Origin of the sequence: Paraburkholderia sp. J7, from assembly GCF_905220155.1 — a bacterium.
Taxonomy (GTDB): Bacteria; Pseudomonadota; Gammaproteobacteria; order Burkholderiales; family Burkholderiaceae; genus Paraburkholderia.
Genome location: NZ_CAJMYZ010000007.1, coordinates 197,557 through 211,829, shown reverse-complemented (window position 1 = coordinate 211,829; position 14,273 = coordinate 197,557). Strand labels below are relative to the sequence as shown.

Annotated in this window: 13 protein-coding genes; 2 read left to right on the top strand and 11 right to left on the bottom strand. The window is 65.5% G+C overall.

The window, feature by feature from the left end; all coding sequences use genetic code 11:
• Nucleotides 1–21 precede the first annotated feature (21 nt).
• Both gabT and gabD read left to right on the top strand, forming a co-directional pair.
• Entirely contained in the window at nucleotides 22–1,314 is a 1,293-nt protein-coding gene (gene gabT / locus U5A58_RS14185) for a 4-aminobutyrate--2-oxoglutarate transaminase (RefSeq protein WP_321961870.1), read from the top strand.
• Between the two features lie 132 nt (nucleotides 1,315–1,446).
• A complete protein-coding gene (gabD, locus tag U5A58_RS14180) occupies nucleotides 1,447–2,898 on the top strand; it encodes an NADP-dependent succinate-semialdehyde dehydrogenase (protein WP_321911492.1) in 1,452 nt (483 codons plus the stop codon).
• Between the two features lie 82 nt (nucleotides 2,899–2,980).
• On the opposite strand, the gene U5A58_RS14175 is transcribed toward gabD, so the two are convergent.
• From U5A58_RS14175 to U5A58_RS14125, 11 genes are all read right to left on the bottom strand, one after another.
• Nucleotides 2,981–3,598 (bottom strand): hypothetical protein, encoded by a 618-nt coding sequence (locus tag U5A58_RS14175; RefSeq protein WP_321961869.1) that lies wholly within the window; start codon nucleotides 3,596–3,598, stop codon nucleotides 2,981–2,983.
• Nucleotides 3,599–3,874: 276 nt separating this feature from the next.
• Nucleotides 3,875–5,101, bottom strand: coding sequence for a pilus assembly protein TadG-related protein (locus U5A58_RS14170; protein WP_321961868.1), 1,227 nt, complete (start codon nucleotides 5,099–5,101; stop codon nucleotides 3,875–3,877).
• A 36-nt stretch (nucleotides 5,102–5,137) separates the two neighbouring features.
• Nucleotides 5,138–5,692, bottom strand: coding sequence for a TadE/TadG family type IV pilus assembly protein (locus tag U5A58_RS14165; RefSeq protein ID WP_321961867.1), 555 nt, complete (start codon nucleotides 5,690–5,692; stop codon nucleotides 5,138–5,140).
• A 42-nt stretch (nucleotides 5,693–5,734) separates the two neighbouring features.
• The gene (locus tag U5A58_RS14160) at nucleotides 5,735–6,718 is read right to left on the bottom strand and encodes a type II secretion system F family protein (RefSeq protein WP_321961866.1); all 984 of its coding nucleotides are present in this window, start codon (nucleotides 6,716–6,718) and stop codon (nucleotides 5,735–5,737) included.
• A gap of 50 nt (nucleotides 6,719–6,768) precedes the next feature.
• Nucleotides 6,769–7,746: a type II secretion system F family protein gene (locus U5A58_RS14155; RefSeq protein WP_321961865.1), complete on the bottom strand. Its 978-nt coding sequence runs from the start codon at nucleotides 7,744–7,746 to the stop codon at nucleotides 6,769–6,771.
• A gap of 30 nt (nucleotides 7,747–7,776) precedes the next feature.
• The gene (locus U5A58_RS14150; protein WP_321961864.1) at nucleotides 7,777–9,132 is read right to left on the bottom strand and encodes a CpaF family protein; all 1,356 of its coding nucleotides are present in this window, start codon (nucleotides 9,130–9,132) and stop codon (nucleotides 7,777–7,779) included.
• 12 nt (nucleotides 9,133–9,144) lie between these two features.
• Nucleotides 9,145–10,353, bottom strand: a complete 1,209-nt coding sequence (locus tag U5A58_RS14145; protein ID WP_321961863.1) for an AAA family ATPase — start codon at nucleotides 10,351–10,353, stop codon at nucleotides 9,145–9,147.
• 51 nt (nucleotides 10,354–10,404) lie between these two features.
• Nucleotides 10,405–10,704, bottom strand: coding sequence for a hypothetical protein (locus U5A58_RS14140; RefSeq protein ID WP_321961862.1), 300 nt, complete (start codon nucleotides 10,702–10,704; stop codon nucleotides 10,405–10,407).
• A 20-nt stretch (nucleotides 10,705–10,724) separates the two neighbouring features.
• Entirely contained in the window at nucleotides 10,725–12,509 is a 1,785-nt protein-coding gene (locus U5A58_RS14135; RefSeq protein ID WP_321961944.1) for a type II and III secretion system protein family protein, read from the bottom strand.
• 198 nt (nucleotides 12,510–12,707) lie between these two features.
• Nucleotides 12,708–13,535, bottom strand: a complete 828-nt coding sequence (gene cpaB / locus U5A58_RS14130; protein ID WP_321961861.1) for a Flp pilus assembly protein CpaB — start codon at nucleotides 13,533–13,535, stop codon at nucleotides 12,708–12,710.
• 86 nt (nucleotides 13,536–13,621) lie between these two features.
• Complete coding sequence (locus tag U5A58_RS14125; protein ID WP_415774221.1) at nucleotides 13,622–14,161, bottom strand: A24 family peptidase; 540 nt, start codon at nucleotides 14,159–14,161, stop codon at nucleotides 13,622–13,624.
• Between the last annotated feature and the right edge of the window lie 112 nt (nucleotides 14,162–14,273).

Here is a 14,273-nt window from a genome sequence, read left to right as displayed (position 1 = left end):
CTGACACCGATTCCACAGGAGATGAACGTGAGCAAGAACGCCGATCTGCAAAGCCGCAAGAACGCCATTACCCCGCGCGGCGTGGGCGTGATGTGCGACTTCTACGCCGAGCGCGCTGAAAACGCCGAGCTGTGGGACGTGGAAGGCCGCCGCTTCATCGACTTCGCCGCCGGCATCGCCGTGTGCAACACGGGCCACCGCCATCCGAAGATCGTCGCCGCCATCAAGGCGCAGCTCGACCGCTTCACGCACACGGCCTACCAGATCGTGCCGTACGAGTCGTACGTCTCGCTGGCCGAGAAGATCGCCCAGCGTGCACCGGGCAGCTTCGCCAAGAAAGCCGCGTTCTTCACGACCGGCGCCGAAGCCGTGGAAAACGCCGTGAAAATCGCACGTGCCCACACGGGCCGTCCGGGCGTGATCGCCTTCGCAGGCGGCTTCCACGGCCGCACGATGATGGGCATGGCGCTCACGGGCAAGGTCGCTCCGTACAAGCTCGCGTTCGGCCCGTTCCCCGCCGACGTGTACCACGCTCCGTACCCCAACTCGGTGCACGGCATCAGCACGGCTGACTCGCTCAAGCACATCGAAATGCTGTTCAAGGCCGACATCGATCCGAAGCGCGTGGCCGCGATCATCTTCGAACCGGTTCAAGGCGAAGGCGGCTTCTACCAGGCGCCCGCAGACTTCGTGCGCGGCCTGCGCAAGATCTGCGACACGCACGGCATCCTGCTGATCGCCGACGAAGTGCAAACGGGCTTCGCGCGCACCGGCAAGCTGTTCGCGATGGAGCACTACGACGTCACGCCCGACCTCATGACGATCGCCAAGAGCCTGGCCGGCGGCATGCCGCTGTCGGGCGTGGTGGGCCGCGCGGAAGTGATGGACGCCGCAGCGCCTGGCGGCCTCGGCGGCACGTACGCGGGCAACCCGCTGGCCGTGGCGTCGGCGCACGCCGTGATCGAGATCATCGAAGAGGAAAAGCTCTGCGAGCGCGCCACGAAACTCGGCGACAAGCTCAAGGCCAAGCTCAACGCGATGAAGGCCGACGTGCCGCAAATCGTCGACGTGCGCGGCCCGGGCGCGATGAACGCCGTGGAGTTCTGCAAGCCCGGCACGAACGAAGCCGACGCCGACTTCACCAAGCGCGTGCAAACCGCTGCGCTGAACCGCGGCCTGCTGCTGCTCGTGTGCGGCGTGTACTCGAACGTCGTGCGCTTCCTGTTCCCGCTGACGATCCAGGACGCCGTATTCGACGAAGCGCTCGCGATCCTCGAAGAGTCGATCAAGGAAGCCATGGGCGTGCCGGCGTAAGCCTTCACAACTTTGAGGCCCGCGTGCAGTGGACTATGTCGCGGGCCATCCACGAAACGGCACACCGGCGATTGCCGCTGTGCCGTTCGTCGTTCTAAACGAATCGAATCTACGCCTACCGGGAGTTCGGGCATGAATCTGAAAGACGCATCGCTGCTGCAAACCAACGCCTATATCAACGGCGAATGGCAAGGCGCCGAAGACGGCGCAACGTTCGAAGTGAAGAACCCCGCCACCGGCGCGCTGATCGGCACGGTGCCGCGCATGGGCGCGGCCGAAACGCGCCGCGCGATCGCCGCCGCCAATGCTGCATGGCCCGCATGGCGCGCGAAGACCGCGAAGGAGCGCAGCAGCATCCTGCGCAAATGGCACGACCTGATGATGGAAAACGCCGATGACCTCGCGCTGATCCTCACCACGGAACAAGGCAAGCCGCTTGCCGAAGCGAAGGGCGAAATCGGCTATGCCGCGTCGTTCCTCGAATGGTTTGCAGAGGAAGGCAAGCGCATTTACGGCGACACGATCCCCACGCCCGCCAACGACAAGCGCATCGTCGTGACGAAGGAACCGGTGGGCGTGTGCGCCGCGATCACGCCGTGGAACTTCCCCGCCGCGATGATCACCCGCAAGGTCGGCCCCGCGCTCGCGGCAGGCTGCCCGATCGTGCTCAAGCCCGCCGAAGCCACGCCGTTCTCGGCGCTCGCACTGGCCGTGCTGGCCGAGCGCGCTGGCGTGCCGCGCGGTATCTTCAGCGTGGTGACGGGCGACCCGAAGGCGATTGGCGGCGAACTCACGAGCAACCCGACCGTGCGCAAGCTTTCGTTCACCGGCTCGACGCCGGTGGGCCGCCTGCTCATGAGCCAGTGCGCCTCGACCGTCAAGAAGGTCTCGCTGGAGCTGGGCGGCAACGCACCGTTCATCGTGTTCGAAGACGCCGATCTCGACGCGGCCGTAGCGGGCGCCATCGCATCGAAATATCGCAACAGCGGCCAGACCTGCGTGTGCACGAACCGCTTCTATGTGCACGACGCCGTGTATGACGCGTTCGCGGCCAAATTGCGCGACGCGGTTGAAAAGCTCAAGGTCGGTCTCGGCACGGAGGCCGGCGTGACGCAAGGTCCGCTCATCAACGAAGCGGCCGTGCTGAAGGTGGAATCGCATATCGAGGACGCGCTCGCGAAAGGCGCCCAGGTGATCGCAGGCGGCAAGCGCCATGCGCTCGGCCACGGCTTTTTCGAGCCGACCATCCTCACCGGCGTCACGCCCGCGATGAAGGTTGCGCGCGACGAAACCTTCGGTCCGCTCGCGCCGCTGTTCCGCTTCTCGTCGGATGAAGAAGTGATCAGGATGGCGAACGATACCGAGTTCGGTCTCGCTGCTTACTTCTACAGCCGTGACATCGGCCGCGTGTGGCGCGTGGCTGAAGCGCTCGAATACGGCATGGTGGGCATCAACACCGGCCTGATCTCGAACGAAGTTGCGCCGTTTGGCGGCGTGAAGCAGTCGGGCCTGGGCCGCGAAGGCTCGCACTACGGCGTGGATGACTACGTGGTCATCAAGTACATGTGCATGGCGGGCATGTAAGCCCACGAAAAAAACGGGCGCCTTCGCAGGCGCCCGTTCGGATCGCACAAGCCGGCGCCACTATGCGCCGGCTTTTTTACGCTTACTGCGCCGCGCCGGCCGGCGTCACCTGCGTCGCGTAAGCGGAAACGAACACGGCGTGGATCGTGTCGCCGACCTTCAAGGTCTTGAGGTCGATATCAGGCGTGGCCTGCAGCGTGACGGTCTGATACGCGCCGCGCAACGTCACTTCACGTTTCTTCGCGTTGATATGCTGCACCGTGGCCTGAACTTCGACCTGACGCGCGGCGTCGTAACCCGACGACGCGGGCAAATAAACATTGGTGTCCACACGCTTGCGAATGCCCTTGTCCTTGCCCGTTACCTTTTCAGCGGTCACGAGCAGTGCGTTCTTGTAGAGCACGTCGACCGTGTCGCCCACTTTCAGTTGATCGAAGTTGCTCACCTGCTGACTGAGTGCGATATCGACTTCATTGCCTTGCGGGCCGCGCAGCGTGACGACGCGCGCAGCGCGATCGATGCCGACGATCTTCGCGTGAATATGCACCGGCTCTGCGTTGGCGATCACTTCCTGCGCTGCGCTGGCAAGCGCACTTTGCCCTTGCGGCGCCGACGCCGGCGCGTCGTTTTGCGCTAACGCCGCCTGCGAAATGCCTACGCCCACTACCCATGCCGCCGCCAGAATCGCTGCCTTCGTCATTCGCATTCTCCTCATCAAACCGGTTTGAATTGACTGCCGTATTTGCATCGGCGTGTGGCGCCGAAGTGCGACCGATTCTACGCGCGGCGCCTAAAACGGGGACGCTACGTGGCCGGAAGCGGATCAAGCGATCGCCAATAAATACGGCTGATTTCCAAGGGGTTTGCGGGTACTCAAATTCCTCCGAGATTGCGCGTTGAAACGAAGCGCGTAATTATTGCGTAGCGCGAAATACTTTTTTCGCACGGCTTTGCAGCAGTGTGCATCGACATGTGCTCAATACCACGCCCCCGAAGGCAGCTGGGCGAGGATCGGCGGCGTGACCGCGCCGTAGTACGACGCCGTCGTGCCACCGGCGGTCGTGCCTCCTGCGAGACCCGAGGTGAGATGCCCGATCAGGCATTTGGTGCAAGGCGGCTGGCCCTTGGAATTCGCGCAGACCGGGTTGGAGTTGCACGGCGGCTGCACGTTGTTGTTCGCCCCGATCACGTAGTCAATCTCGAACGACGCGAAGCCGACGATAGGCGTGTCGCCACCGCCGCCGGCACTCATGGTCGACCCGTCTGCGACGACCGGCAGCGTCACCTGCATCGGAGGCGTCACTGGGAAGCTGTTGTAGATCGACGTCTTCACGCCCGGCTGGATGGAGATGTTGTTACCGACCGTCAGAGAGGGGCCGTTGCCGTTGGTCATCAGGCAATCGATCGTTGGAACGCTGCTCGGGCTCATGCCTGAGCAAGGACCGTACGCCCCCGGATTCGAGTCGAGTGTGAGGGCTGTCCACTGCGCGGCCACGCCGGTGCAGTTTGAAAGCGGAGCGTAGCCGGTCATTGCTCCATTGCCGAGCTGGATCTCCTGACCCGCTATCGGCTGGCCGTTCTTCCAGTAAGAAGGATTCTGATAGACACACTGGTTCATGGCGATCGGAAAAAGAACACCCGGCAGCGCAGTGCCCGGCGCGGAGATGATGGCAACGGCCGTTGCGCTCGCCTGCACGCTTGTCACGCCGAACATCTGTCCGAGCGTGAGCGGCAAATTCTTGCCACCGGCCAGCCCGACGGTGACGAGCACGGCGGGCTTGTCGGTGGGCGACGTGATGGTTTGCGACAAAGACGTGGGAACATTCGCCGCCGGCACGTTGGCAACGTCGTAATAGCCGACAAGGATGGTTTGCGCCGAAGCCGCCTTCCCGTTGGCGGAATTGTCGCCTGCATATTGCGTGGCCGCGGTGTCCGCCGCGGTCGTGGCAGCCGTCCAGGTGGCGGGTACGGCGCTCGCCGCCAGTTGACCCGGCAATGTATGAGCCCCGGCAAGCGCTGCCGCATCCGCGGCATTTTGCAGTTGATGGCGCACGACGACCCAGCGCCCGATGTCGATCGCAATTGCGGCGGCGAAAAGCAGCATGGTGAGAAATACGGCCACCTGGATGGCGACTGTGCCTTTCTCGCGGCGCGAAAGTCGCGGCATGCGCGCCGGGTGCCGACGTCGAGTCATCTTGTCCATGTTGGACCTCACAATGTTTGCAGGTGCGTGGCGCCCTTATTCGCAACTCATCATCGTGGACGACGTGAGCGTGAGCGCGTTCTTGAACGAAGCGGGCAACGGGCTGATGGCCGCTCCCAGCACGAGCCCCTGGAACGTGTAGCTCACGGCAACCGTCAACGAGTTGCCGGAGGTGCAGCCGGTGCCTGTCGTGCAGCTGTTTGCCGCCGTGCAGTTCGTGACCGTGACCGTGGGCGTCGTCGCCTTGCCGAGGCCGATCAGCATGCTCGAAAGCCCGCCTGTCGCGATGGACTGAATTGCCGAGGCAGAGAGGTAGACCGGCTGCCCCGTCGAGGTTTCGCCAAACGCCACGCCCTGCCTCGCAGCCGCACGGCTCGCGCTGGTGATCACCGTCTTGTCGTAGAGCATGAAGCCAATCTCCGCGATGCCGAACAACAGCATCAACAACATCGGCAAGACCAGTGCGAATTCGACGATCGTCGAGCCGCGCTCGCCGCGCGGGGACCGCCGGGCAGGCCGGCCAGATGTGACGGCCTTACGCCGCCTGGCCACGAGCGCCCGATGTGCCGCGCCTGCTATCGCTTGTTTCATGTGTGTCTCCCTGCGTGTGTGCCATCCACAGCGAAATCGCGCTCAATTGCCGCCCGAGAGGCTTGGCCCGAGCGAACGGTAGATGCTGATGAACGCCGGCCCCATCAGCACGAGGAGCAGCGTCGGGAAGATGCAGAACATCAGCGGAAACAGCAGCTTCAGCGCGATCTTCGCCGCCTGCTCTTCCGCGCGCATGCGCCGGCGCGTGCGCAACGTGTCGGAGAGCACGCGCAGCGACGCACCGATGCTCGTGCCGAACTGTTCGGCCTGAATCAGCATCGTCGCGAAGCCGTCGATGTCCTCCACGCCGGTGCGCATCGCGAAGTTGCGCAGCGCCTTCTCCTTCGAGAAGCCCGAGCGCATTTCGAGCAGCATCAAATCGAGTTCGCTCGCGATCACCGGGCTGCGCAGCCGGATCTCCTCGGCCACCTTCATCATGGCCGCATCGAGGCTCAGGCCCGCTTCGACGCAGACGGTCATGAGGTCGATCGCATCCGGAAAGTCCTCGAAGATGATCCGCTTGCGCCGCGCGATACAGCGCGACAAGACAACACCTGGCAAGTAGTAGCCCACGGCGGCGAGCGAGACGAGCAGGATCGGCAACTGGCCCGGATCCAGCTGCGCCATCGCCCCCACGCGCCACGCGGCTGCCGCAAGCGGAAGCGAGATGGCCAGCACGGTGCGCGCACCGAAGTAGATGCCCACGGCGCCCGGCGCACGCCAGCCCGCGTTCATGAGCTTCACGCGCAGCGCCGAGACATGCCAGCCGTCCCTCGGCACCGAGAGCTTCGAAAGCGGCGCCGAAAGGTCCGCCAGCTTCTCCAGCCATGCCGACTCGCCGTGACCGCCTGCGCCTGCGACTGCCACAGCGGCCACGCCGCCCTCGCCCCCCTCACCGGTTGCCTGCTCGATGCGCCGGCGCATATTGCGCGGCGAGAGCGCGTACAGCGCACCGAAGGTCAGCGCGCACACGCCGCCGAACAGGCAGGCGAGCAACAGCCACTGCGTTGTGCCGAGCGTTTGCATGATATTTCCCCGTCGAAATCTGTCTTTTTCTGCTTGAAAACCAGCCCGGCCTACGCGCGGATTCTCACGATGCGTCGAATCCACAGCGCCCCGAACACCATGTCGAACGCCGCGATCTGAAGCAGCATCACGCCGGCCGGATCCGTCCACAGCGTGGCGAGAAAGGTGGGATTGGTCACGTGGATGAGCGCCGCCGAGCCGAACGGCAGCAAGCCGAGCACCCACGCCGACAGCTTGCCTTCGGCCGCGAGCACGCGGACCTTGTCGAAGAGCCGGAAGCGCTCACGGACAAGGCTCGCGATACCCTCGAGCAGCTCGGCCAGATTCCCGCCCGTCTCGCGCTGGATCAGCACGGCAATCACGAGGTAGCGCAGATCGGCCACCGGCATGCGGTTCGCGAGTCCGGTCAGTGCGTCGCCAAGGGATGCGCCATAGTTGATCTCATCGAACGTGATGCGGAATTCGCCGCCCGCGGGCTCGGCGAACTGCGTGCCGACGAGGTCGATCGCGCCGGAGAAGGCATGCCCCGAGCGCAGCGCCCGCACGAGCATGTCGCAGACTTCGGGCAACTGGCGCACGAACTGGAGCAGTCTGCGCGCGCGGCGCCACCGTATATAGACGACTGGCGAGAGCGCACCGGTCACGGCAACCGCGAGCACCGCCAACGGCGACAGATGCACGAACCATACGGCCGCGCCCCCCGCAAGCGCGAGCCCCGCGCACATGCCAAGGAACTCCATGACCGACCAGCGCACGCCCGCCTGCATGATGAAAGCGTCGAGCGCACGAATACCGGGCGTCATGCTCAGTACACGGTCGAGCAACGATGAGTTGCTCAAGCGCCGGGACTTGAGGATCGAGAGCGTTTCCTTGCGCGCTTCGCCCCCCGCCGCCAACGCTTCCAGGCGGGCCTGCAGCCGGCGGGCCACCGCGCTGTGGCGGCTGTTCCACCACTCCCACACGCCCTGGCATCCCAGCACTACGGCGACGAACAGGAGCACAGCCGCCGTGATGAATGTCGAGCTCATGCGTTTCTCCTTGCAAGGATCGAGCAGGATTCAGATCGTCTCGAAGCGACGGCCCGGGTCGAAGACCGCATCCGGCACGTTCACGCCGAAGGCGGACAGCCGGTCGCAGAACTGTGGGCGCACACCGGTTGCGCAAAAATACCCGCGCACGTTGCCGCCCGAATCGATGCCGTTGCGCCGGAACGCGAAGATTTCCTGCATGTTGACCACGTCGCCTTCCATGCCGGTGATCTCCGAGATGCTCAGGATCTTGCGGCGCCCGTCGGTCAGCCGCGCGACCTGAACGATCACCGAGATCGCCGAGGCGATCTGCTGGCGCATCGTGCGCGGCGGCAACGCAATGCCGCCCAGGCTGATCATGTTCTCGAGGCGCGTGAGCGCGTCGCGAGGCGTGTTCGCGTGAATCGTTGCAAGCGACCCTTCGTGACCGGTGTTCATCGCGTTGAGCATGTCGAGCGCCTCGGCGCCACGCACCTCGCCGAGAATGATGCGGTCCGGCCGCATGCGCAGCGCGTTGCGCACGAGCGAACGCTGCGTGATCTCGCCTTTGCCTTCGATGTTGGGCGGCCGCGTTTCGAGCCGCAGCACGTGCGCCTGGCGCAGCTGCAGCTCGGCGGCGTCCTCGATCGTCACGATGCGCTCGTTGTCGGGAATGAAGCCCGAGAGCACGTTGAGCAAGGTCGTCTTGCCGCTGCCCGTGCCGCCCGAAACCAGGATGTTCACCTTCGCGCGCGCAAGGCCGTCGAGGACCTCGGCCATGGGCGGCGTGAGCGTCTGCAAACTGACCATGTCGGCCACCTGCAGCGGCTTGACGGCGAAGCGCCGGATCGAGACGAGCGGGCCGTCCACGGCCAGCGGCGGGATGATCGCGTTCACGCGCGAACCGTCCGGCAGACGCGCGTCGACCATCGGGCTCGATTCGTCGATCCGCCGGCCCACGCGCGAGACGATCTTCTCGATCACCTTCATCAGATGAGCATCGTCGTAGAACTGGATGTCGGTGAGTTCGAGCCGCCCCTTGCGCTCCACATAGGTCTGGCGCGCCGTATTCACGAGAATGTCCGACACGCCCGGGTCGCGAAGCAGCGCCTCGAGCGGACCAAAGCCAAACATCTCGTCGTAGACGTCGATGGAAAGCTGCCTGCGTTCGGCGTCGCTGGCCGGCGCCTTGCGGTCCTCGAGAATGCGCCCGATCAGCGCCGTGATCTCCTGGCGGATCTGTTCCTGCGGCATGCGCGAGAGCCGTTCGAGCTCGACGCGTTCGAGCACCGCCTGATGCATCTCGAAGCGCAGCGCCTGATAGGCGTCGGATTGGGCGCGGCCGGCGGCGCTCCCCGCACCGCCCACCTCCGTGCGCTGCCCGATGATCTGTTCACGAAGCGACATGGCATGTCTCCGTTAAAGGGTTCCGAGCTTCGGCGTCGCCTGCCTGCCGACGAGGCGCGCGAAGAGCGACTCGCCCTTCGCGCTCGTGCTGCCGGTTGCGCGCACCGGTGCGGCGATGTTCGCGGCGAGCGCCTGCAGGCTGCGCGTCACGGGGCTGCCGCGCGCGGCGTCTGCGATCGGCACGCCCTGATTGAGCGCATCGGCAACCGCGCGCGCGTCGTCGGCAATCACCTGCTGCGGCTTCATGCCGAGCACGCCGGGCGCCGCTTCGCGCGCCTGTTCGCCGTAACGCGTATGGCGGTTCAGCACGACGCGGATCCTGTCGTGGCCGTAGCCGAGCGACTGGAGGATATCCATGAGCCGGCGCCCCGCGCGCAGGTGCGGCATGCTCGTCTGCAGCACGACGTGAATCTCGTCGCTGCGATCCAGTGCGAGCATCGAAAGCGGGCTGATCGACTGCCCGAGATCGAGGATCACGCAGTCGTAGCGCGGTATCGCGACGCCGAGCACCCATTCGAGCCGCTCCGGACGGATCTCGCCTGCCTTGATCGGATCGCCGGCGCCGGCCAGGATGTCGAAGTGGCTGCCGACATGCATGACACTCGCATCGAAAAACGCCGCGTCCATGCGGTCGACGTGCGCACAAAGCTGATCGAGCGTCGAAGGCGGCGTCTCGGACGTCACGAGGAACGCGGCATCGCCGTAGAGCTGGTTCAGGTCGATCAGCAGCACGCGTTGCGCATGCATGGACGCGACGAGGTGCGCGACGTTCGCCGCGATGAAGCTCGTGCCTGCACCGCCCCGGCAGGACATGAACGAAACGATGCGCGTGGCGCGCGCGCCGCGCTGGCCGCGCCGCCCAGCGGCACGCTGCAGCGCCTCACCGATCGCGCCGCGCTCGGGCCTGCCGGTCAGCACGTCGCGAAAGCCCGCCCGCATCGCTTCGATCAGCGCCTCGGGCGACGCCTCGGGGAGCAGCAGGATGCACGTGAGGTGCTCATGGCGGCGGCACAGTTCGCTCACCGCCGCGAGGTCCGCGCCCTGCACCGACTGCGCGTCGACGATCAGCGCGTCGAACGCTTCGAGCGTGTCGGCGCGGCCGGCGAGTTCGAGGGGCCGGCCGTTCACCCGCGTGGTGCGATAGGTGCCGCATTCGGCGATCAGGCGCAGCAGCCCGACAAGCCGCGCCTCATCCGTTGAGGTAACGAGTATGTCGATCATGTTCGTATCCTTGCACTGAAGATTGCCCGCGGGTCTCCCACGCCGGCCGCCTCACTGGCCGGCGCTCCCGTTCACGCCCATCGAGTAGGCGTGGTCGGCGACAGGCGGCTGCTGGTAAGACTTGTCGTAGAGCGTCATCGCCGAGTCTGCCGCTTTGCCGTCGATGCTCAGCGGCGACGAGGCGTGCTGCGCGGCGTCGGGATCGATGATCTGCGCGCGCATCGACGTCCTCACGGCGTCGCCGAAGTGCGCGTCCCAGATGGGCGTGCTGGTCATGCAGCCACCGAGTGCGGCCGCTAGCGGCACGATCAGCAGTGCCTGGCGAATGAAGGCGATAAGTTTGAGTGTCATGACGTTCCCCTGGGCACGGATCAGTGAACTTCGGCTGCGGTCGCGGCGATGCGGGCAGCGTCACGCTCGATACGCTGAGCGTCGCCTGGCGGCTGCGGCGGCGTGAGCGGGGCCGCAGTGACCGGCTGGGTGGCGACGGCCTGCGCGACGACCACGGCATCGCTCTCGTGCGGGGGCGCCATTTCGCCGACTGTCGCCGGGCGTGCGACCGGCGTCGCCGGAACGCTTCCCGCCGCGGGCTGGGCCGGTGCCGACGGTGCCGACGGAGCGGGCTGCGGCGTGCCGGCAGGCTGCTGCGGTTGCGCGGACTGCGGCGCGGCAGGCGCAAAGCGGCCTGTGTCGCGTGCATGACGCCCTTCCATGTTGCCGGTCGCGTACACATCGGCTTCGTTGACCTGCGTGAAGCTGTCGGTCGGCATCGGCAACTGTGCGAGCGACTTCACCGGCCTCACGAGATGCGGCGTGATGATGAAGAGCAACTCGGAGCGGTCCTGCTGGAACGACGTGCTGCGCATCAGCGCCCCGAGCACGGGAAGCTCGCCGAGGCCCGGAATCGCCTTGAGCGAACCCGTGATGTTGTTGCTGATGAGGCCGCCGATGGCGAAAGACTCGCCGTCGGCCATCTGCACGGTCGTCGAGGCGCGCCGCGTCGTGATGAGCGGCAGGATCGTCGAGCCGTTGATGTTCGACGCGGTCAGCGTGACGCCCGTCGGCGACAGCTCCGACACCTCCGGGGCCACCTTGAGGTTGATGCGGCCGTTGCCGACCACCGTGGGCGTGAACTTGAGCCCCACGCCGAACTCCTCCTTCTGCAGCGTGTACACGTTGGCACCGGAGCCGCCGCCGCTTTGCGGCACGGGAATGAAGACCTCGCCGCCCGCCAGGAAGGTCGCCTCCTGGCCGCTGATCGTCACGAGATTCGGTTCGGCGAGAATCTTGACGAGCTGGTCGGTTTTCTGCGCATCCATGGCGAGCTGGAACGGCTTGTTGTTCGCCTTCGAAAACGCGAATGCACTCGACACGCCCGCGAGCAAATTACTCACGAGCGCACCGGTCCAGGACCCGAAGCCGCCCTGGATGTTGATCGCCGAGCCGAGCTGGTCGATCAGCGTCTTGTCGACTTCGGCCACCTTCACTTCGAGCATGACCTGCTGCGGCGAATCGACGGTGAGCATGTTGATCACGCCGCCCGTCTTCGTGTTGGCGCCCGGGGCGCCCGCCGGGGTCACACCGAACACCTTCGCGATTTCGACGGCCTGCTGCGCCGCCTGGGCGCTCGACACGTGTCCGGCGAGCACGAGATTGTCGGCGGCCGTGGAAACGCGAATGTCGCGCTCGTCGGGCAGAAGCTGCGCAAGCGCCTGGTGCAGGCCGCCCGCGTCCGCGCTCACGATCACGTCGATCACCTGGCACGTCCCGCTGCGGCCCTGCACGATCATGTTGGTCGTGCCCACCGACTGGCCGACGAGATAGAGCGTCTTGGGCGACACCATCGTGGCCTGCGCGATCTCGGGGTTGCCGAGCGTGCGGTTGCGCACCGGCTCGTCAACGGGCACGAGAATCGATTTGCCGAGCGGCACGACGACACTGCGCTCGCCGCTGATCTCCCCCGCGCAGTTCGGCCCGCGCAGCGGCCCGGCGACTGCCTTGGGCGCGCCGGCGCTGCCCGGCGTCGGCCCCATGCTGATTGTCATCTGCATCGGTCCTTTGCCGATCTGCCCCATTTGCATCGGCGCGGCGGCGGTGCCCTTCGAGAGTGCGCCCTCTTCGGCCGCCACCTGTGCGCCTGCGGGTCCCGCACACATGAGGCCGGCGCTGACCCAGATCGCCGTGGCGATCGTCCATGGACGGTGACCTCGCTGGTCGGTCCCGAGCCGCTTTACTTTATGGTCGTTCATCTTGTGGTCCCCCGTAGCAGAGGGTGTGGATCGGCATCCACACGCTCCTCACGTTATGTACCTGTCACGGCTCGCATCTAACGTGCGTAGCCGCTCCAGATGGATTCAAAAGCATTCCTGACTTCCCTGCACACCCGAAAGCACGCCGACGCAGTCTCGTTTCGGCGCCACACGTGCGTGATACTTCACCTTCACCGGCTTGGGCGCTTCAACCGGCAGTGGAACGGGCACCGGCTGGCCAAGCAGCGTTTGCTTGGTCGCACCGTCCGTCTTGAGCATGTCGTGGTCCACCTGGTTGCGCAGCACCAGCGACAACGTGCCGACGCTGCGCGCGAGATCGAGTTGCTCCGCCTGTTCCGGCGTCACTTCGAGAGTGACCGCGTTGACGACCTTCGGCGCGGTATCGTCGCGATTGACCTGCTGCGCCACGGCCAGCACGAGGATCTTTTCGAGGACGATCTTGGAGATGCTTTGACCTTCGTTGTGGTTGGCGCCCTGCTGGGTATTCACGATCACGTCGACATAGTTGCCCGGCAGCGTGAAACCCGCCACGCCCACCACGTCGTTCACGCGCACCGTAATCGCGCGGTGCCCTTCGCCAATCACAGCCGAGAGACCGCCTTTCGTTCCCACCGGCGCGAGCTTCGACTCGAGCACCGGTTCGCCGCGCGTGAGACTCGTGCGCACCACGCGCCCATCGAGCGACTTGGGGATAGCAAAAGCGCCGGGCGGGACGCTGTCCCTCGGCCAGTTGATGGTGCGAACCATCGCTTCGTTCAGCGGCTGGCCGAGATTGATGTCGTCGGCAGCGACGGTAACGGGCACCGTTGTCCCCGATGATGTCTGAATGAGCCATCGCGACGCGAATAGCACCGCGGCAAAGCCGGTAAGCATGGCGATTGCCAGCATGGAAAGAGCTCGCCTGTTTTTCATGTCGTCCTCCTAATCAAATTGCGTCGTTCGGCGACATGCCGTGCGGCGCCTGGCTAATTGCGTGTGAGTGGGTTTGAGCGGCCGGACTATGCGGCGCGGGATAGCACGACGATGGTCCCGGCAGCAATGGCGGCCGCATAGGGAATCATGCCGACCGACCCGCCCGGAATCTCGTCCAGGCGAATCAGCTTGCGGCGGCCGTAGCGCAGCGAGCCGAACAGGCATGCGACGTTGCCGAGCAGCCTCGGAAGCCGTCCGCGCACGAGAACCAGTGCGAGCGCCCAGCCGCCGCCGAAGAGGAAGGTCATGATCGCGACGGACAAGGTGGCCTCGGCTCCGACCCAGGCGCCGACGAGCATCAGGAGCTTCACATCGCCCGCGGCTGTGCCGCCGAGCAGATAAACAGGAAAGAGCAGGGCGAAGCCCGCGAGAACGCCCTCGATCCATTGGGCGAAACCCGCGAGCGGGCCGCTCAGCCAGATCTGCACCACAAGCGATGCGATCAGCCCGAATGCGATCAAAGGATTGGGTACGCGGCGTGCCGTGAGGTCTGTGCTGGCCGCCAGCACTACGGTCAATGTCACCGCAAGCGGAATGGGCTGCGGCGGAAGTTGCGCGATGATCATGGTCTACCCCGTTTCGGTTTTTATGTAGTTCAAGCGGTTGCGGGAAGGTGTCTCTTGGCTGGACACGCCCGGCGCGCTGCTTGTTCTATCGTCCGGCACACCGATCGCCGGA